This is a genomic window from Labrenzia sp. PO1 (assembly GCF_012273635.1).
Taxonomy (GTDB): domain Bacteria; phylum Pseudomonadota; class Alphaproteobacteria; order Rhizobiales; family Stappiaceae; genus Roseibium; species Roseibium algicola.
Genome location: NZ_JAAXCR010000005.1, coordinates 259,413 through 278,865, shown reverse-complemented (window position 1 = coordinate 278,865; position 19,453 = coordinate 259,413). Strand labels below are relative to the sequence as shown.

The window sequence follows — 19,453 nt, the reverse complement described above, 5'->3', positions numbered from 1 at the left end:
GGCCCGCCAACGCAGACCTCCAGGCTTTTAAGTTTCATGCCGTCAGATCGTGACGGTCATTTCCTCCATGACGGATCCATATCCACCCGCCATCAGGCTGGTAATCCTGCCATCTTCAAGGTCAAGATCCACGGTAATGACACTGGGGGAAGCCGGGGTCATGAAGTGGCCCTGTTCAATGACGAACCGCGTTTTCCTTTCGTGAAGCAGGTCGTGCAGCACACAGGCGAGGGGGCCAGCTGCCATGCCAGTGGCGGATTCCTCGTCAATTGCATAGCGCGGTGCGAACATGCGGGTGGTGGCGTCGGCCTGCGTGGCGTTTCGATCAGTCGTGAAAACGTAGTAGCCGATCAGGTCCAGCTTGTTGCTGATGTCATTGATCCTCGACTGGTCTGGCACGAGCTGCTTCAGGACGTCTGCATCGCGTACAGCGACGACGACGAAACTGTTGCCCGTGTTCACGAGGACAGGGCGCAGGCGTTCATCCAGCTGGTCTGCCTTCAGACCGAGCGAAGCCAGCACGTCGGCTTCGCTGACACCGCGCTCGGCCCAGGCTGGGCTCCGTTCATAAGTCGGGGCAAGCTGTTCCATGTATGCCGCGCCGTTCTTGATGACGATCTTGCGAGGACCATCGACGGTTTCCTTTGAAGTGACACCCTCCCGAACCCGGCCAAGTTCTGCCATATAGCTGAAGGTCGCTATCGTTGCATGGCCACAATGGGCTATCCGCCTGTTTGGCGTGAAGAAGTCCAGCTTGAACCCTTCTTTCGCTGATTTAGACACGAAGGCTGTCTCTGAGAGTCCGATCTTTCCCGCAACGGTCAACATGTCTGCTTCCGACAAGCCGTCGGCATCGAGGATGACGCCGGCCGGATTTCCACCAAAGGCTTCCGAACCGTTTCGGCGCGTAACAAACCCGTTCACAATGCGGGCGACAATTTCTCTCGTTTCATTCATTTCATGCACCTCTCAATCATTGACTGGACACAAGAATGATGTCGCCTTATTGCTGGTTCAATGCCTGAATACATGAGTGAATTTCATGAATGAGCGAGACGAACTGCAAAACCGTCTTTTGCTGAACGCACAGCTGCTGCACGCTATTGCAGAAGAAGGGAACTTCTCCCGGGCAGCCGTCGCGGTCGGGCTGGAGCAGTCGGCGGTCAGCCATCGCATCAAGTCTCTGGAGGCCGCGCTCGGCATTCGGCTTTTCGAGCGAACGACCCGGCGCATCGTCCCGACGGAAGCGGGACGGATCGTTTGTGATGCCGCGCAGCGCTGTCAGGAGATCTGGGGCAGTGCGCTGTCACGGATTGCGGATGTGAAGACCTCCAGGACCATACGTCTTTCCGTATCGTCCTCCGTTGCCATGAAATGGATCGTTCCGGCCCTGCAGCGCGCGCAGGAGGCCGGCCTTGACCTTGTGGTCGATGTGGAAGACAGGCTTGTCGACCTTCACGCCGGTGAGGCCCAGGCGGCGATCCGCTACGGGACCGGCCCATATCCGGGGTTCCACGCCGAAGCCCTCATGACTGCGCAACTTGTGCCCGTTGCGCGGCCCGGCTTGTTGAAGGGGCAAATGGTTCCCGGCAGGGGGGCACCGGCTCTGCTTGCAGACAGGTCCGGCGGGACAGACGGAACGGGCTTCAGCTGGACCGACTATTTCAAGGGGTGCAACTGGCCGGAATCACCTCCAAAACCTGCGGCTTCCTTTGCCAGAGCCGACCTCGCGATCCAGGCCGCCATCAGTGGCATGGGTGTAGCGCTCGGCAGGACACTACTGATCGAAAACGACATCGAGGCAGGGTTTCTGGAAGTCGTCGGCAAACCAGTCGCCTCGAAGGCAAAATACTGGCTGGTGACGACGGCCGCCTATGCAGACACGGAGGGATATCGCGATCTGCGGGCCTGGATCGGCACTGAAATCGAGATCGCACGCGACCAGAACCGAAGGCTGATTTCCCAGGCTTGAACGGTATTTGGTTCCGTAGGTGGCCTTTCAAGCGTCACCAGACGCCTTGAGCCATTGCATCGCAAGGTCAAGTTTGTCCTGGTCGGAAAGACCGAGGTACTCGAGGTTCGACGAGGTCAGGAAACGCAGGGCTAAATTATCCAGAACATGATTGCAGTGGCGAAGGCCGCTTTGTTGACTGCTCGTGGCTGATCGATCAAACGGATGGCCTGCTGCTTCACGCAGAGGCCATCACGTTACCGGTGCGCTGGTTCACGCCCTCCGCCAACCTCGAAAGATTCACTGGACCGATGACTGACAAGACCTACCAGATCAGGGCATTTGAGCCAGGCGACGGTGATGCCCTTGCCGCCATCTATCGAGGCGCGGTCGATCAGATTGCCAGGGTCGACTACTCGGAAATCCAGCGGGCTGCCTGGCTCTCCATTGCACCGACGGGTGATATGATGGAAACGGCCTATGGGGATGGAAGGCTCGCGCTTGTGGCCGTAGATCACGAAGCGCGGGTCATCGGATTTTCCGACCTCGAAGAGGATGGTCATATCCAGTTCCTCTACGTTGATCCAGGTGCGGCCGGCCGTGGTGTTGGTTCAAGCCTGATCAGGGCGCTTGAAGGCGCGGCAAGGCAACGGGGTCTGGGCCGCCTTTATTCCGAGGCAAGCGAGACGGCACTGCCGGTATTTTTGAAGCAGGGCTTTGAACGTCTGCATCGTCGCGACCTGAAGATCGGCGATGTCGACATACATAATTACAGTGTCGAGAAGCGTCTTTGACGGATCTGGATACCGGGTGGATTGTGGCAATCGGGCCGAAGCATCAACGGGCCTTTTCGATCTGCTCGGTATGGCTGTCCAGCCACTTCTGCAGGTCGCGCTCGGCGCTTTCCAGGCTTTCGGCGTTTATGGCACGCAGGTTCAAGGCGCGTGTAATGGCACGTGTCCGTTTGTTGATCGCAAAATCGGCAGGTACCGTTTCGAGATTGTCCACGCCCAGCTTGTCATAAAGCGAGAGCAGGCGGTTCTGGACGGTGCGAAGCGACAGCCCTTGCCGAACGGCAATGACCTTGTCCGACAGGCCGAGAGCCATGTCCAGGAGAACGGCATATTCGCTGTCCGTAAGCGTGTCGTGCGTCCGGATGTGGCGCTGCTGAACCCGGTGGATTTCCTGGTCCACCACGATCTGGGACTCCAGAAAAACACCGCGTAGCGCCAGGTGGAGCCGCTCCTGTGTTGCCGTCTTCAGAACATATCCATAGGACGTTTCCTGTGGCACGATCCGGGCTATGCCGCGCAGGTAAGCCTCGTCCGAATAGTTTGACCAGAACAGGATGCGGGTCTGGGGGCGTTCGCGCCAGATCGTCCGGGCGGCGTCGATGCCGTTGCGTTCCTTCATCTGAAGATCCATCACCACCGACTGGATGGAATGCCTGCGCGCCAGCTGCTCGCCTTCCAGCCCGTTGGTCGCGTGGAAGATGTCCTCGACATCCGGCAAGGCCAGCTGCAGGGCTTCGCTCAGATACCCGGCATGGAATTGATCGTCTTCTACCAGAAGCACCTTCATGCCAGCTCTTCCTCACCCGTGTGTGGTGCGGTTTCCTGGCACGGGGCGCAGGTCATCGGCAATTTCACCGTGATGGTCGTGCCTTCCTTGCTCGACATGCCGAAGTCCGCGGCGATCAGCCTTGCCCGTGTGCGCATATGGGCAATGCCTCCTGTTGCCTTGCTGGTGTGCCGGCCGAGACGGGAACCGGGAAGCCCCTTGCCATTGTCCCTGATTGTCATTTGCAGGCCGGATTTCACACGCTTCACAGAGACACTTATCTGGTCGGCTCCGGAGTGGCGAGCGGCATTGTTGATGGCTTCCTGGGCAATGCGAAACAGGGCAATCCGGATGGTGGGATCCAGGGTATCGATCAATCCGTCCGTCTCGTCCGCAGCTTCAAGGAAGGTGGACGAAACGTCCTCCACCGCGCGCTCCAGATGTATTCGCAAGGCGTGTGCAAAGCCGAACAGGTCCAGGATCGTTGGTACGGCAGTATCGATGATCCGGCGAAGGTCACCGATGCAGTGCTGTATGCTGCCGATCACCCGGGCTTTGTCGGAGGCCGTATCCATCTTCTCGACATCGCGCATGATCCGGGTCAGATCGGCAAGGGTCTGGTCATGCAGATCCATGCCGATGCGCTGGCGTTCCTGTTCCAGAACCCGGGTCAGTTCCAGTGCGCCTTGCCGCAGGCCTTCCTCGCGAGCCTGGGCTTCCGCGCGGACGACGGCTGCGCGCTTGGCCTTTTCGTTCGCGCGAAGGGAATAGAAATAGGGGGCAAGCACATCGGCAATCTGCCTGACGCGCACAACTGTTGCCTCGTCGTAGATGTCCGCCGTGCAGGAGGAACAGTTCAGTGCGCCGATGGTGCGGCCAAGCACCTTCATGGCGACATTCACCCGGCTGCGCAGCTTGTGCTTGATGATCGGTTGGGCCAGCGCACCCTCATAGGTGTAGCGCTCGTCTTCCATGGCGTTGCCGGTGAGCATGTAATCCGTCTCCCCGAGCAGGATGCTGCGAACGGGCGAGATGGCGACAAGCGTGCGTGACAGGCTCCAGCGCGTCTTCATGCCGACTTCGTAACTGGTGTTCCAGGTGTTCTTGTCGTCCACCAGGCAGACGTCCAGATGATCGATCGGAAGCAGGTTCTCGATCTCGGCCTTCACCGATCTCAGGGCAGCCCGGATTTCGACCTGGCCCGCAAGATGACTGGAAATGCGCAAGAGAGAGACGAGAGCCGTCGGCTCCGACACCTCCTGATTTTTATTGGCTTCCTGTCGCATGGCAACAACAAGCTCCTCCCGTTTATTGCATGCCAGTGTGCGGTACGGGGCTTGCGTCGGCAACCCATCTGTTGCGCGCTCAAGTGCATCACGGTTGCGGGAACCCGCAACCGTGATGCGTTTCTTCCGCTTTACGCATTTCCTTAACGTCAGCAATCTGAGTGCGGGATGCGTTGGGAGAACTGTGTCCCGTTATCAAAGACGCCTGCTGGCGTCAGGGAGGAAACATGAACACCAAAGCCAAGCTCTTGGGGGCGGTCGCACTTGTTGCGGTCACCCTGCCGGGTCACGCTGTAGCGGATACCGCAGATAAACGTATTGCCCTTTCCAATAATTATGCCGGCAATTCATGGCGTCAGGCCATGCTTGAAAGCTGGGCCAAGGTCGGCGACAAGGCTGTTGAAGACGGCTTGGTCGCCTCGGCCGATGCATTCACCACGTCCGAAAACCAGGCAACCGAACAGGCCGCTCAGATTCAGAACATGATCCTGCAGGGCTACGACGCGATTGTGGTCAACGCAGCTTCGCCAACTGCCCTCAACGGCGCGATCAAGGAAGCCTGCGACGCCGGCATCACTGTCGTCTCGTTCGACGGTATCGTCACCGAGCCTTGCGCATGGCGCATTGCGGTCGATTTCAAGGAAATGGGCCGTCAGCAGGTCGAGTATCTCGCCGGACGCCTGCCAGATGGCGGCAACCTTCTTGAAATCCGCGGTCTGGCCGGGGTTTTCGTGGACGATGAAATCCACGCAGGTATCGAGCAGGGCGTGACGGAGTTTCCGAAATTCAAGATCGTCGGATCGGTCCACGGCGACTGGGCGCAGGATGTTGCCCAGAAGGCGGTCGCAGGCGTCTTGCCGAGCTTGCCGGAGATCGTCGGGGTCGTGACCCAGGGCGGCGATGGCTACGGGGCAGCCCAGGCGATCAAGGCGGCCGGCCGCGACATGCCGATCATCGTGATGGGCAACCGCCAGGATGAAATGAAATGGTGGGCCGAAGCGCGTGACGAAAACGGCTACGAGACCCTGTCACTTTCCATTGCCCCGGGTGTTGGCACGCTTGCCTTCTGGGTCGCCCAGCAGGTGCTAGATGGTGCCGAAGTGCCCAAGGATCTCACGGTCCCTTTCCTGAAAGTCACCCAGGAAACGCTTGACGAGACGCTTGCCGCAACACCTGCCGGTTCGGTGGCGAACGTCGAATACAGTCAGGAAGACGCCAAGTCCGTCATTGCAGCTGCCAACTGAGGGAGAGACGGAATTGGAAGTGGCAACTGGCGCCGGCAGGCCGAAGCCGGATGTCCCGTTGGTTGCCCTTTCGGGCGCGTGCGTTCACTTCGGTGCAGTGCGCGCGCTCGACGGGGTCAGTCTGACCGTCAGTCCCGGCGAATGTGTCGGTCTGATGGGTCACAACGGTGCGGGCAAATCGACAGCCGTCAACGTGATCAATGGCGGACTGACGCCAACGGACGGACAAGTCCGTTACGGGCATGAGGACGGCAGAAAAGGAACGGGTGCAGCACGTGCGCGTGCCTGCGGTATCCGCAGTGTTTTTCAGGAACTCTCCTTATGCCCTAACCTGTCCGTACTGGAAAATCTGAGGGTTCCACATCGTGATCTGACAGGATTTGGCTGGCGCAAATCGGCTGCCGGGCGGATTGCCGGTGCTCTCGACGAAATCTTTCCCGGACACAGGATCGAACCGGGCATGATCGTCGGCGACCTGACCCTGGCGGAACGTCAGATGGTCGAGATCGCTGCCGGATTTGCAGGTGGCCCTACACCGCCGCGTCTCGTCATCCTTGACGAGCCGACATCGTCCCTTGATGCCTCGATCGCCCGGCAACTGCTCGAACATGTCCGCCGTTTCTGCGCCAAGGGCGGTGCGGTCATTTTCATTTCGCACATGCTGGGCGAGGTTTTCGAAGTCGCTTCACGGATCGACGTGATGAAGGACGGCAAGATCATCGCCAGCAGACCGGCGTCCGAATTTACCCAGCAAGGCCTGATCGATGCCATGGGACATGTGGCAAACGAGAAGGCCGTCGCCCGGGCGGCGGTCGAAAGCAGCCAGCGCATCGGCGAAGAAGTGCTGAAGACGCCGGAAGGGCTCAGTGCCCGCAAAGGGGAAATCGTTGGCCTGGCGGGTCTTGCCGGGCATGGGCAGGCAGAAGCTTTGGCCCGGTTCTTCATGTCCCGGTCGGGGAAACTCACGCGGGTGAAGGATCCTGAAGCGGCCTTCGTTGCCGGTGACCGCGGCCGGGACGGGGTCATGCCGCTCTGGTCGATCCTTCGAAATCTCACGCTGACACACCTGCCAAGCCTGACCCGGCGAGGGTTGGTCGACAGGATTGCTGAACAGGCGCTGGGCGCAGACTGGAAGAAACGCATCGGTATTCGGACCGACAATCTGGGCAATCTCATCCTATCCCTGTCCGGTGGCAATCAGCAGAAAGTTCTTTTCGCCCGCGCACTGGCCTCATCCGCCCCGATCGTGGTGATGGACGACCCGATGCGCGGTGTCGATGTCGGCACCAAACAGGAAGCTTACGACATGATCCGAACGGAAGCCGCCAACGGGCGCACCTTCCTGTGGTACTCGACGGAAACGGATGAAGTCTGCCAGTGTGACCGGGTGTTTGTGTTCCGGAACGGGCAGATATCTGCGGAGTTGACCGGGGACAGCATCACGGAAGAAAACATTCTGGCCGCATCCTTCCAGATGCAGGGGGCCGGCGCATGAACGGAAAGTACCGCATTCTGCTTCCGGTCCTGTCCCTGACTGTGCTGCTGGCGGCCGTCTTTTACCTTCAACCCCGGGCAATGAGCTACTTCGGCCTGAACCTGCTCTTCAATCTCGCGGTGCCGATCGCATTGGCAACCATCGCGCAGATGATGATCATCATGGTCAACGACATCGACCTGTCGGTCGGGACGTTCGTCAGCTTCGTCGCCTGTGTAACGGCAACCTTCCTGAACGATGCGCCGCTCGTCGGTGCGGCTATCCTGCTGGCATCGATCCTCGCCTATGCGGCCATCGGCGCGCTCATTCACATTCGCCAGCTTCCGGCGATCGTGGTCACGCTCGGCATGTCATTCGTCTGGGGAGGCCTGGCGGTTCTGCTGCTGCCATCGCCGGGCGGTGCGGCGCCGACATGGATCCGAACGGTGATGACCGTCAAACCGCCACTGGTGCCGATGGCGGTGGTGGCCTGCATCCTCATCGCCGGTCTGACGCATGTCCTAATCATGCGGTCTTCGACAGGCACGCTGTTGCGCGCAGTCGGCGGCAACGCCCAGGCGGTTGCACGCTCCGGCTGGTCGGTCACGAAACTGAAGGCGGGCGCCTATGCGCTTGCCGGCTTCTTCGGTGTCCTGGCCGGTATCTGCCTCGTCGGACTGACAACGTCGGCCGATGCCAACATCGCCTTGCGCTACACGTTGCTCTCCATCGCCGGAGTGATCCTGGGGGGAGGAGAGTTCACGGGCGGCCGGGTCTCGCCTGTCGGTGCGGTTCTCGGTGCGTTGACACTCGCGCTCGCCGGAAGCTTCCTCTCGTTCATGCGCCTGTCGCCGGACTGGCAGATCGGCGCCCAGGGCGCGATCCTCATCCTTGTGCTTGCGGTGCGGCTGATCTTTTCGCGCCGCAGCCGGAAATGGAAGGGAACCGAAAATGGATAACTCCCATCTTTCGACAGTTCTCGCCATCCCCAGAAGGCCCTGGTTCTGGGCGTTCGCGGCCAGTGCTATCGCCTATTTCGCAACCCTTTCGCTGACGGAAGGGCGCGGCGGAGGGGAGCTTCTTTCCGCAGCGCTGACCTTTGCCTCCTTCTCGGCCATTGTCGGGCTTGGCCAGATGTTCGTCATTACGCTGGGGCCGGGCAATGTCGATCTGTCTATCCCTGCGACCATGACGCTGGCCGGCACGCTGTCGCTCAAGTTCATGGATGGCGCTGCAAATCTCATCTTGCCGGGTCTGGCCGTTGCGCTTGCCGTCGGTATCGGCGCGGGCACATTCAATTACCTTTTGATCCGGCTTTTGCGGATCCCGCCAATCATTGCGACCCTTTCAGCGTCGTTCCTTTATCAGTCGCTGGCGATCTGGTGGAATCGCGGCCTCAGGATCAAACCGCCCGAGGCGCTCGCGGATTTTTCGACCGGTGCCATCGCCGGTCTGCCAAACCTGACGATCATCGGCGTGTTGATTGCGCTGTTGAGCTGGGTGGTTCTGGAACGCTCGATCTTCGGACGCTGGGTGTCCGCCTTCGGGCAGAACACGCGCGCTGCCCGACTAAGCGGGATCCCGGTGGAGACGGTCCGCGCGGTCACCTATATCGCGTCCGCCGTTCTGGCCGCGTTCACCGGATACCTTCTGGCGAGCTTTTCAGGAGGTGCCGCGCTGAACATGGGCACGGAATATCTCCTGATTTCCATCGCCGTTGTCGTGATCGGAGGCTGCTCCATTGCAGGCGGCAATTCGAATGTTCCGGGCATCTGGGGTGGGGCGCTGCTGATGTTCCTGGTCGTTTCGATGTTGAACTCCTACGGCTTCGGCGCAGGCGTGCGCCTGATCATGACCGGCGCCATCATCATTGGCATCGTCGCTGCCGCATCCGGAAAGGGCAGACCCACATGAACAGTTTCTCTTCTCCCTATCAGATCGACGATCCCCGGTTCAGGAACCTGATCCAGAAGAACGCCAGGCTGCGCCAACTTGCGACCGGCTTTGAATGGACCGAAGGGCCCGTCTGGTTTGCCGATCACCAGCACCTGTTTTTTTCCGATATTCCCGCAAACCGGATGATGCGACTGACACTCGATGGCCAGGTCAGCACCTACCGCCAGCCTTCGGATTATTCCAACGGCAACACCCGGGATCGTCAGGGCAGGCTGGTGTCCTGTCAGCACGGAACCCGTTCCGTTACCCGGACCGAGCTGGACGGCACCCGCACCGTGATTGCAGACAGCTACCAGGGAAAACGTCTCAATTCACCGAATGACGTGATCGTCCAGTCGACCGGTGCGATCTGGTTCTCCGATCCGACCTACGGCATCCTGAGCGATTATGAAGGCTACACGGCAGAGCCGGAGCAGGCGGCCCGCAATGTCTTCCGCGTAGATCCGACGACGGGGGAGGTCGAGGCAATGATCACCGACTTCACCCAGCCGAACGGTCTGGCCTTTTCAGCGGACGAGAGCGTTCTCTACGTGGCGGAATCCGGCTCCAGTCATGATGCCGGGGTTCCCTCCGTCATCCGCTCCTTCAAACTGGATGACACCGGCAGGATCCTGTCGGACGATGTTTTTGCCACGATTGACCGGGGCCTTCCCGATGGAATGCGGGTTGATATCGCCGGCAATCTTTGGAGTTCGGCGTCCGACGGCATTCACTGTTTCCACCCCGACGGGACCCGGCTAGGGAAGGTCCTGGTGCCGGAAGTCGTCTCCAACCTGTGTTTCGGTGGCATGCGCGGCAACCGGTTGCTGATCACCGCAACCACGTCGGTTTATGAGATTGCGGTCAACGCAAGATCGGCGATCTGACAAATCTGGCTTGTGAGGAAGCATTCTCGGCGATGAGAAAGTCCTTTAAAAGCCCCTGAGGGACGGTTCGTTGGTTAATTCTGGAGCGCCGTCTGGGCCCTCTACAGCATTTCGGCTTCCTGCCCGAGAACCGGTCTTGCAGCCCTTACGGACGCCCGCTCGATGAGCGGACACTCGACCTTGATCTGGGCCGGTCCGGACTGGCGGCCATTCGCGTTGTCGAGCAGCAGTTCGAAGGCGATTTCTCCCATCTCGTATTGTGGCAATACGAGTGTTGAAAGCGGCGGATGCGTGCTTTCGGAAATTTCCCGATTGTCAAATCCGATCACCGCAATGTCTTCCGGTATCCGCAGGCCGCGTTCCTTCAGGGCGTCGAAACACCCAAGGGCCATGAGATCGTTCGCGCAGAAAATTGCATCCGGTGGCATCTCGAGATCCATGAGCGCATGGGTGTGCTCGTAACCGGACAGCGGCTCCCAGTTGCCCGGTTTGACGAGGTCGCCGTCGAAAGGAATGTCGTGGCTCGAGAGGGCTTGCCGATAGCCTTTGAGCCTGTCCCGCGTCGCTTCCACGCCCGACTGGCCGTTGATCAGGGCAATGCGTTTGTAGCCGGCCTTGATCAGATGATCGGTTGCCGTCCGCCCTCCCAGAACGTCGCCAGGTACGACTGAGGGAAGGGAGCGATCGGCGTTGTAACAGTTCAGGAGCACGGTGTGCTGGCCGTCAAAGGCGGAAGACAGATCGACGCGCCGGGTCAGGATCGTACCGTAGATCATGCCCAGAAGAGGCAGGCGGCTCATCTGGTTGACGATCATCTGTTCGGTTTCTTCGTCTCCGTGGCTGACTGCCAGGCTGACGTTGATGCCGTATTCGTACGCCTTGTCCCGAACACCTTCGAAAGCCAGCGCCATCCACGGATCGGTTGTGATTTCGTCCGCAATGAAAACAATGTTCGACCTGTCGTCGGGCACGGTCCGCGCGCCCCGGCGTATCAGATTGTACCCCAGTTCTCTGGCGGCTTCGTGCACGCGCTTGCGCGTCGCGTCGCTCAACTTCGCGCCGCGGCTTCCGTTCAGGACGAGCGATACCGTTGCCTGCGAAACTCCGGCCATTGCCGCAACATCCATCATTGTAGGACGTCTATCTTTGCCAAGCCGGGCTTTTTTCGCCATATTCGTTCCGGTCTCCTCGCGCTGGACGGATTAGGTGTCTGAACCGGCGAATGACTATCGGGAAAGACGGTCAAACGCAACGTTTCTGCACCGTCGATATCTGCACAGGTGTCTGTTTCTCCTCACGCTTTAGTCGAGTGAACGCAAATTGCGGACGCGGTCGAATGCAACTGCAATGACAATGAAGCAGCCGATGAACATGCCTTGCCAGAACGTCGAGATGCCAAGAAGAATCAGAGAGTTCCTGATCACTTCGATCAAGAGAGCCCCGATGACCGCTCCAAGGGCCGTTCCCTGGCCTCCGGCAAGATTGGCACCTCCAATCACCGCCGCGGCAATCACCGTCAGTTCCATCGCCTGTCCCAGATTTGTCGTCACGCTGCCGAGCCAGCCGGCCATCAGGATGCCGGCGACCCCTGCGGTCATGGCCGAAAACACATAGATCGAGACCTTGATTCGCTTCACCGGAATCCCTGTCAGCGTCGCTGCCTGCTCGTTTCCGCCAATGGCAAACACGTATTGCCCCCATCTCGTCCACCGAAACACCACGCTCATCACGACGGCCAGAAGACCGAGTACGTAGATCGGATGCGGCAAACCCAGTGTCGAGCCACCACCGACCCATAACAACAGGTCGTGATCGGGGCCGAATTCCCAGATCATCTTGTTGTTGGACAGGACCATTGCCAGAGATCTGGCGGCCGACAGCATCCCGAGCGTCACCACAAACGCCGGCATGCCCACGTAAGCAATCAATGTACCGTTGATCGCTCCGACAATACCCGCTGCGACAAGTGCCGCGATCGCTGATATCCAGAACGGGTTTCCCGACGACATCAGGACACTGATGACCATCGCGGACAGGACGACTGTCGATCCGACGGACAGATCAATCCCTCCCGACGCAATTACGGTCGTCATGCCGATCGCGATCAGGCCGACAAATGCAAAGTTGCGTGTCACATTGAACAGATTCCGCTGGGTTGCGAAGGAATCCGTCAGCAAAGACAAGGCGACACAGGCAAGAAGGGCTGCCAGAAAGACCCAGAAAATCTGGGAGTTGAATATCCTGGAGAAGGGCGATCCGTGCTGGCTGTGCCCAATGGCTTGCTCAAGAGTTGTCATGGTGTGATCCCCCTCAAGCCGTTTCGATGGCGCCGGTAATCAAACCGGTCACCTCTTCCGGAGAACTTTCGTTTGCCGGCTTGCAAGCCACGAGTTGTCCTCTTCGCAGCACGGCGATGCGGCTGCAGACCGCAAACACATCCGGCATTCTGTGGCTGATCAGGACAACGCTGATACCCTGGTCACTCAGCCGATGGATCAGGTCCAGGACCTCGGCAACCTGGCGTACCGAAATGGCGGCGGTCGGCTCATCCATGAGGACGATTTTGGCGTTGGAAAGAAGCGTTCTTGCAATGGCCACAGCCTGCCGCTGCCCGCCGGACATACGCCTGACAAGGTCTCGAGGGCGGGTCTCGGATTTGAGGGCCGCGAAAAGCTCCGCTGAGCGCTTGTACATGGTGGCGTAGTCCAGCAGCTTGATCCCGCCGAAGGACCGTCGCGGCTCTCTGCCAAGAAAGACATTGGACGCCGCCGACAGGTTATCGCAAAGCGCCAGGTCCTGATAAACGACTTCAATACCTTCTACCTGCGCGTCGAGCGGACGATGAAAATCCACGCTGGTGTCATCAATGGAAATCGAACCGTGGGTGGGCCTGAAGTTGCCCGCAACGATCTTTACCAGGGTTGATTTACCCGCTCCGTTGTCCCCCATCAGTCCCAGAACCTCGCCCGGAGCCACTTCCAGGGATACGTCGTTCAAAGCCTGAATGGCTCCAAAGCTTTTTGAGATTCCGCTCAGCCTCAGCCTCGACATTCTGATTTTCCTCCCCAAACACCCGGCCAGATGGACGTCGCCACTTGGGAAGTCCTCCCGGTCATGTCCCCGTGACAGGCCGGTTTCAGCTTACCGCATGACACACGTTTTGGTGTCGTTTTTCAATTCTTGACTAATTAATATTAGTAAATATTATTTAATAAAGGCAAGGGGAGATAAATGAAGCTTCTGCTTACAGGTGCCACGGGCAAGGTCGGGCAAAACTTCCTGTCGCGCTTTCTGTCTGAGGACATGTTCAGCGGGTGGGGCGTTGTGGCTCTGTGCAACAACCGGACGATCGATTCCGGGGACCGCGTGGAGGTCATCCGCGGCTCAATTGCCGATCCCGCTTGTGTGTCGAAAGCGATGGCCGGTGTTACGCATGTGCTTCACATGGCGGCCGTCAAGGAATCTCCCGAACTTGCAATCGACGTTTCTGTGAAGGGAATGTTTGTCCTTCTCGAAGAGTTCCGGAAACTGGCAAATGCAAGGCAATTCATTCTGATCAGCGGGGACTGTGCCGTTGGTCATGCCTTCCAGCCATATTCGGAGCCGGTCACGGAAACTTCGGAGCGCAAGGCTTATCCGGGTTGTTATGCCCTGACCAAGGTTCTGGAAGAGGTAATGCTGGAGCAATACCGGCATCAATATGGTCTGAACGGCTGCATATTGCGCGCGCCCTGGATCATGGAAAAGGACGACTTCAAGTTTGCGCTGAGCTTTGGTCCGGACCAGTTCGGCGGCCCCTTGTGGTCGGACTTTCTTGCCGCCGATGAAATCCAGCGCCTTGCCGGCGGCCGATTTGCCCCGTTGCTGCTGGATCGGGAAGGTGCGCCGCTCAAGCGCAATTTCGTACATGTGGATGATCTGGTTTCCGCGATCCTTGCGGCATTGGACAGTCTGAAGGCGGCTGGCCAGCTTTTCAATATCTCCATGAACGAACCGGTCGACTACCGGTGCGTCGCCAACCATCTCGCGGCCACAAGATCTTACGAAATCGCGGAAATTCCGACCTCTCTCCACAGCAACTGGCTCGACAATTCCAAGGCGCGCCAGAGGCTGGGCTGGGAACCGTCGGTAGACCTGGAGGCTCTTGTTGAAGGGGCCTGGAACTACAGAAGGGACATCAAAGATCCCCGTAGAATCTGGTACCCGGGGTAAATCGCTCCGGGACCTGCTGGACAGAAGGGAGTGACACGCATGAGACGGAATTTACTGTTGCTTGGCGCCGCTGCCGTTTTGGCAATTTCAGTCGGATCGAGCCTTGCACAAGACAAGAAAACCCTCGCAATCGTGGTGAAGGGGCTTGATAACCCTTTCTTCGAACAGATCAATCTGGGTTGCCAGAAGTGGATGTCCGAAAACGCGGACAGCGAATATGAATGTCTTTATACCGGCCCTGCATCATCCGCCGACGAGGCTGGCGAGGTCCAGATCGTGGATGATCTGCTTACCCGCGGTGTTGCCGCAATCGCCATTTCGCCGTCCAACGCACCTGCCATGGCAAACCGCATCCGTCAGATCGCGCCAAGCGTGCCGGTCATGACCATTGATGCGGACTTCCTGGCCGACGACCGCGACCTTCGCAAGACCTATCTTGGCACCGACAATTATCTGATGGGCGTCAAGATGGCCGAGGAGGCCGCGAAGCTCAAGGCGGATGGTGGAACGGTGTGCCTGCAACTTGGGAACGTTGCTGCCGACAATATCAATGCCCGGGCTCAGGGGTTCCGTGATACGGCCGCTGGAGAAAAGGGCGTCGATCGCCTGACTGGCCAGAACGGCTGGACCGAGATCGACGGATGTCCCGTTTTCACCAATGACCAGGCTGATCTTGCAAACCAGCAGATGGCTGACACGTTCATCGCCAATCCCGATCTTGATGCGTTCATCCTGATCGGTGGGTGGGCTCAGTTCGCGCCGCAGGCCTATACGCAGGTGACGGATCAGGTGATGGACAAGCTGAAGTCCAAGGATTTGATCATCATCGCCGGCGATACCTTGCCGCCTCAGACGAAAGCCTTCCGCGATGGCAGGAGCCATGCTCAGGTCGGCCAGAGGCCGTTTGAAATGGGCTATCGTGCACCGGATGTGATGATGCAGCTCATCAACGGAGATAGCGTAGACGATCCGCTCTATACGGGGCTGGATGTCTGTAACCAGGAAGATCCTGGTTTCTGCGCAGACAACTAGACAACTTCTCCACTGGCCGCCGAACTGGCGCATTGGTTCGGCGGCGCTTTTTCCTGGCGGGGCCATGGCTTTCACATGGCGCTTTCCCGTCGGCGCGCGTGCGTGTGCCCATCAGATCTTTTTCGTGAAGGGTGCCAAGGTTCGAAATATTACCCTCGATTAGCTGCAAAGGATGGCTTGTTAATTAATACTTGAAAACTTCAATTAATTAATATTAGTAATAATTTGTTGCGGGCGATGTATCGTTGCCCAGAGACAGGGAGGAAAAATTGAAACTTCGTAAAACCCTTTGCGTGGCAGCCATTGCCACACTCGCCGCCACGGCGGCGCATTCGCAGGAAAAGCCGCAACTGGCATTCGTTGTGAACGCGGCCTCCGACTTCTGGAAACTGGCTGAAGCCGGCGTGAACGCCGCGCAGGCGGAACTGCCCGGCTACGAGCTGCAGTTCCGGTATCCCGCCCAGGGAACGGCAGCGCTTCAGAATGCCCTCATGGACGACCTGGTGGCTGCCGGGACTGACGCCATCATGATTTCGTCTGTGGATCCCAAGACATCGACCGACGCCTTCAATCGTGTTGCCGCACAGGTGCCGCTGTTCACGACCGACAGCGATGCGCCGGAAAGTGACCGGATTGCCTATCTGGGGTCATCGAACACGCTTGCTGGAAATCAGGCTGGCGAAATTGCAATCAAGGCCTTGCCGGACGGGGGAACCTGCATGGGTTTTGTCGGCTTTCTCGGTGCCGATAACGCCAAGGAACGCATCGCCGGGTTCCGCGAAACCGTGAAAGACAAGGGCATCGAGCTGGTCGACGTCCGAGGTGACGACGTCGACTTCGCCAAGGCCCGGTCGAACGTCGATGACGTTCTCGCTGCCAATCCGGAAATCGACTGCATGGTCGGCTTCTACTCATACAATCCCCCGAAGATCTACGAAGCGCTTCAGGCGGCTGGCAAACTGCGTGAAATCACCGTCATTGCCTTCGACGAGGACCCGATCACTCTCGGTGCTATCCGTGAAGGCAGCTTCGCCGGAACGGTGGTGCAGGATCCTTATCAGTGGGGCTACCAGGGCATGCACCTGATGGCCGACTTTCTGGAAGGCGACAAATCCGGAATTCCGGCTGATGGTCTGATCATCGTGCCGACGAAGATCATCGATGCGGAAAATGTCGATCCGTTCGAACAGCAGCTGAAAGAGCGCATCAAAGGCTAGGTCGGGCCCTCCCAGGCGGACCCTGAGGCTGCGCGGACCGGATTATTGCCGGCCCGTGCAGCCGAAGCCGATCAATATGGCGGAGCCCAAACCTTGATCCCCGGATTTGAGAAGATTTCCCTCGAACTCACACGGGTAACGAAAGTCTATCCCGGTGTCGTTGCCCTTCAGGATGTCGATTTGAGCATCAAGGGCGGAGAAATCGTTGGCCTGATCGGCGAAAACGGCGCCGGTAAGTCCACCTTGATGAAAGTGCTGGGTGGCGCGATCTCCCCCGACGGGGGCGATATCATCATAGACGGCGTCCGGACCGGTGGACTGACCCCGGCCGAAGCTTCTGCGCTCGGCATTGCCTTCGTCCATCAGGAGCTCAATCCGTTTTCAAATCTTGACGTGACCGCAAACGTTCTTCTGGGCCGCGAAATCACATCCGGTCCGCTGCGATTGCTCGACCGGCGCGCCATGGTGGCCAAGGTGGAGCCTATTCTGGAGATGCTCGGTACGCGTTTCGGTGCCAGCGATTCCGTTGCGGACCTTTCGCTCGCAGATCAGCAATTGCTCGAAATTGCCCGCGCATTGTCGATGAATGCACGCCTGGTCATTCTCGATGAGCCGACGTCAAGTCTCACCTTGTCGGAAACCGACAGGCTGCTTCAGGTCATGCGGCAGCTGAAGGATCAGGGCGTTGCAATCCTGTTTATCAGCCATCGTCTGAGTGAAGTGGAAGACGTCGCGGACAGGGTTGTGTGCCTGCGCGATGGCAGAAACGCGGGCGCACTGGTGGGCGCCGGCATCCGCAAGGACAGAATGGTGCGGATGATGATCGGCAGGGATGTCGGTCAGTTCTATGAAAAAAAGCCCCATCAATTGCGCGAGCCGGTGCTTGAGCTGCAGGGTGTGCGCACGTCGACTTTCCCCGGCTCACACGTCGACCTGACACTTCATGCCGGTGAGATCCTCGGAGTTGCCGGTTTGGTAGGTGCCGGCCGAACGGAACTTGCACGCGCTGTCTTCGGTGTGGAGCCGCTGGTTGATGGCACCATCCGGCTCAACGGCCGGGAATTGCAAACTCATTCAGTTCCAGAAGCGATTGCCGCAGGGCTGTCGTTGGTGCCGGAAAACAGAAAAGAGCAGGGCCTTCTTCTAGATTTTGCGATCTGCGCGAACATTTCCTTGCCCTGTCTCAACAAGCTGAGCCGCCGCGGTGTCGTTGACCGGGCGCGCGAGGCAACGTTGGCGGAAAGCTCGCGCGACCGGCTTTCCATCAAGACCAGCGCCATCACACGGGCCGCTGCTGAGTTGTCCGGCGGAAACCAGCAGAAGGTGGTGCTGGCGAAGTGGCTGGCGATGAAGCCGAAGGTTCTCATTTTCGACGAACCGACCAGAGGCATCGATGTGGGCGCGAAGGCGGAAGTCTATCACCTCATGCAGGCGCTCGCGGACGAAGGCGTCGGTATCCTGATGATCTCGAGCGACATGGAGGAAGTCATCGGGGTGTCAGATCGTGTGGCCGTCATGCGCAGGGGGCACGTGTCGGGGATCCTGGGTCGTGACGAACTGACGGAAGAAAACATACTCCGGCTGGCGGTCGGGTAAGGGACTTGGGGAGACAGAATGCAAAAGAAGGATATCGGACTGGCGGTACTTGTTCTGGTGGTCGGGGCAGTTGTCGCCCTGATCAATCCCCGGTTCTTGTCGCCGATCAACCTGGCAAATACGGCCAACCTCATTGGCCTTTTCGGGCTGTTTTCCCTTGCGGAAGCTTTCGTGATCGTGACGGCCGGTATCGAGTTGTCCGTCGGTTCTCTTATCGCGCTCCTTGGTGTCATCTTCGTCGATCTGATCGTCCAGCAGGGCGTTCCCTGGCCTGTTGCCTGCCTGATCGTTCTTCTGCTGGGAGCCTGTTTCGGTTTCATCCACGGCTGGCTGATCACCCGGTTGAAGCTTCAGCCCTTCATCGTCACCTTGTGCGGCCTCCTGATCTATCGCGGGGTCGCGCGGTTCTACACCAAGGACGGGACGGCAGGCTTTTCGTTCGGAGACAGTTTTCCGGTTCTGGAGTGGCTTATTTCGGGGCGGAGCGGCGGTGTCCCCCACTCGATTATCGCCTTCACCATTATAGCGGTGATCGCCTGGTTCGTGCTTCATCGCACAGTTTTCGGCAGGCATCTTTTCGCTGTAGGCAAGAACGAGGAAGCAGCCCGCTACACCGGAATCAACACGAGGCGGGTCATTGTTCTGGCCTATGTCATCTGCGCTGTTCTAACCGGTCTCTCGGCCATCTTCTTTGCCATGTATACCCGCTCCATCCACCCCGCATCCCACGGCAATTTTTATGAACTCTATGCAATTGCAGCCGCCGTGCTGGGAGGGTTTTCCCTAAGGGGAGGGGAGGGGTCCGTTGTCGGCGTCGTGTTGGGTGTCGTTCTGCTGCAGATGCTTCAGAATCTCGTCAATCTGCTCGGCATTCCCTCATCGCTCAACTTTGCGGTTATGGGCAGCGTAATCCTGATCGGTGTCATCGCAGACAATCAGATCGCCAAACACAGGAACTCCCGACGCCAGGCAAGCGCCCTTGCGACCATTTCACCGGCCAACCGGGAGCCGCGTTCGGAAACGGTATGAAGTCGCTTTTTCAATCTTGAGCGAGCATGG

The 19,453-nt window shown here is 58.8% G+C and carries 18 protein-coding genes; 12 read left to right on the top strand and 6 right to left on the bottom strand.

Annotated features, from left to right (window positions below; all coding sequences use genetic code 11):
- Positions 1-42: 42 nt before the first annotated feature.
- Positions 43-957, bottom strand: a complete 915-nt coding sequence (locus HCG46_RS24770; protein WP_168687736.1) for a PhzF family phenazine biosynthesis protein — start codon at positions 955-957, stop codon at positions 43-45.
- 85 nt (positions 958-1,042) lie between these two features.
- On the opposite strand from HCG46_RS24770, the gene HCG46_RS24765 reads away from it, so the two are divergent.
- Both HCG46_RS24765 and HCG46_RS24760 read left to right on the top strand, forming a co-directional pair.
- Positions 1,043-1,972, top strand: a complete 930-nt coding sequence (locus HCG46_RS24765) for a LysR family transcriptional regulator (protein ID WP_168687735.1) — start codon at positions 1,043-1,045, stop codon at positions 1,970-1,972.
- Positions 1,973-2,262: 290 nt separating this feature from the next.
- A complete protein-coding gene (locus HCG46_RS24760; RefSeq protein ID WP_168687734.1) occupies positions 2,263-2,745 on the top strand; it encodes a GNAT family N-acetyltransferase in 483 nt (160 codons plus the stop codon).
- Between the two features lie 43 nt (positions 2,746-2,788).
- Here HCG46_RS24760 and HCG46_RS24755 read toward each other — a convergent pair whose 3' ends face one another.
- Both HCG46_RS24755 and HCG46_RS24750 read right to left on the bottom strand, forming a co-directional pair.
- On the bottom strand, positions 2,789-3,532 hold the full coding sequence (locus tag HCG46_RS24755; RefSeq protein ID WP_023001516.1) for a response regulator transcription factor: 744 nt from the start codon (positions 3,530-3,532) through the stop codon (positions 2,789-2,791).
- Positions 3,529-4,797 carry a sensor histidine kinase gene (locus HCG46_RS24750; RefSeq protein ID WP_209009614.1) on the bottom strand — a complete coding sequence of 423 codons (1,269 nt, stop codon included), beginning with the start codon at positions 4,795-4,797 and terminating at the stop codon, positions 3,529-3,531. Before HCG46_RS24750 ends, HCG46_RS24755 begins: the two co-directional genes overlap by 4 nt.
- Before the next feature lie 227 nt (positions 4,798-5,024).
- Between HCG46_RS24750 and HCG46_RS24745 the strand changes: the two genes are divergently transcribed.
- From HCG46_RS24745 to HCG46_RS24725, 5 genes are read left to right on the top strand one after another with little or no spacing between them, the layout of a single operon-like run.
- The gene (locus HCG46_RS24745; protein WP_075281827.1) at positions 5,025-6,041 is read left to right on the top strand and encodes an ABC transporter substrate-binding protein; all 1,017 of its coding nucleotides are present in this window, start codon (positions 5,025-5,027) and stop codon (positions 6,039-6,041) included.
- A 13-nt stretch (positions 6,042-6,054) separates the two neighbouring features.
- Positions 6,055-7,536 (top strand): sugar ABC transporter ATP-binding protein, encoded by a 1,482-nt coding sequence (locus tag HCG46_RS24740; protein WP_205838675.1) that lies wholly within the window; start codon positions 6,055-6,057, stop codon positions 7,534-7,536.
- Entirely contained in the window at positions 7,533-8,474 is a 942-nt protein-coding gene (locus HCG46_RS24735; RefSeq protein ID WP_152507786.1) for an ABC transporter permease, read from the top strand. Before HCG46_RS24740 ends, HCG46_RS24735 begins: the two co-directional genes overlap by 4 nt.
- Complete coding sequence (locus HCG46_RS24730; RefSeq protein WP_168687732.1) at positions 8,467-9,429, top strand: ABC transporter permease; 963 nt, start codon at positions 8,467-8,469, stop codon at positions 9,427-9,429. The genes HCG46_RS24735 and HCG46_RS24730 overlap by 8 nt, the downstream gene beginning before the upstream one ends.
- Positions 9,426-10,337, top strand: coding sequence for an SMP-30/gluconolactonase/LRE family protein (locus tag HCG46_RS24725; RefSeq protein WP_168687731.1), 912 nt, complete (start codon positions 9,426-9,428; stop codon positions 10,335-10,337). Before HCG46_RS24730 ends, HCG46_RS24725 begins: the two co-directional genes overlap by 4 nt.
- Positions 10,338-10,438: 101 nt before the next feature.
- Here the strand turns inward: HCG46_RS24725 and HCG46_RS24720 are convergent, their stop codons facing one another.
- The 3 genes from HCG46_RS24720 to HCG46_RS24710 all read right to left on the bottom strand — a co-directional run bounded on the left by HCG46_RS24720 (position 10,439) and on the right by HCG46_RS24710 (position 13,388).
- Complete coding sequence (locus HCG46_RS24720) at positions 10,439-11,464, bottom strand: LacI family DNA-binding transcriptional regulator (protein ID WP_286185526.1); 1,026 nt, start codon at positions 11,462-11,464, stop codon at positions 10,439-10,441.
- A gap of 174 nt (positions 11,465-11,638) precedes the next feature.
- A complete protein-coding gene (locus HCG46_RS24715; protein WP_055660744.1) occupies positions 11,639-12,634 on the bottom strand; it encodes an ABC transporter permease in 996 nt (331 codons plus the stop codon).
- Positions 12,635-12,647: 13 nt separating this feature from the next.
- The gene (locus tag HCG46_RS24710; protein ID WP_168687729.1) at positions 12,648-13,388 is read right to left on the bottom strand and encodes an ATP-binding cassette domain-containing protein; all 741 of its coding nucleotides are present in this window, start codon (positions 13,386-13,388) and stop codon (positions 12,648-12,650) included.
- Between the two features lie 180 nt (positions 13,389-13,568).
- Here HCG46_RS24710 and HCG46_RS24705 point away from each other — a divergent pair, with 180 nt between their 5' ends.
- From HCG46_RS24705 to HCG46_RS24685, 5 genes are all read left to right on the top strand, one after another.
- Positions 13,569-14,549, top strand: coding sequence for an NAD(P)-dependent oxidoreductase (locus HCG46_RS24705; RefSeq protein ID WP_168687728.1), 981 nt, complete (start codon positions 13,569-13,571; stop codon positions 14,547-14,549).
- 39 nt (positions 14,550-14,588) lie between these two features.
- Positions 14,589-15,581 carry a substrate-binding domain-containing protein gene (locus HCG46_RS24700; protein WP_077294129.1) on the top strand — a complete coding sequence of 331 codons (993 nt, stop codon included), beginning with the start codon at positions 14,589-14,591 and terminating at the stop codon, positions 15,579-15,581.
- Between the two features lie 269 nt (positions 15,582-15,850).
- Positions 15,851-16,798: a sugar-binding protein gene (locus tag HCG46_RS24695; RefSeq protein ID WP_077294132.1), complete on the top strand. Its 948-nt coding sequence runs from the start codon at positions 15,851-15,853 to the stop codon at positions 16,796-16,798.
- A 93-nt stretch (positions 16,799-16,891) separates the two neighbouring features.
- Entirely contained in the window at positions 16,892-18,394 is a 1,503-nt protein-coding gene (locus tag HCG46_RS24690) for a sugar ABC transporter ATP-binding protein (RefSeq protein ID WP_077294584.1), read from the top strand.
- A gap of 18 nt (positions 18,395-18,412) precedes the next feature.
- Entirely contained in the window at positions 18,413-19,423 is a 1,011-nt protein-coding gene (locus tag HCG46_RS24685; RefSeq protein ID WP_168687727.1) for an ABC transporter permease, read from the top strand.
- Positions 19,424-19,453: the final 30 nt, after the last annotated feature.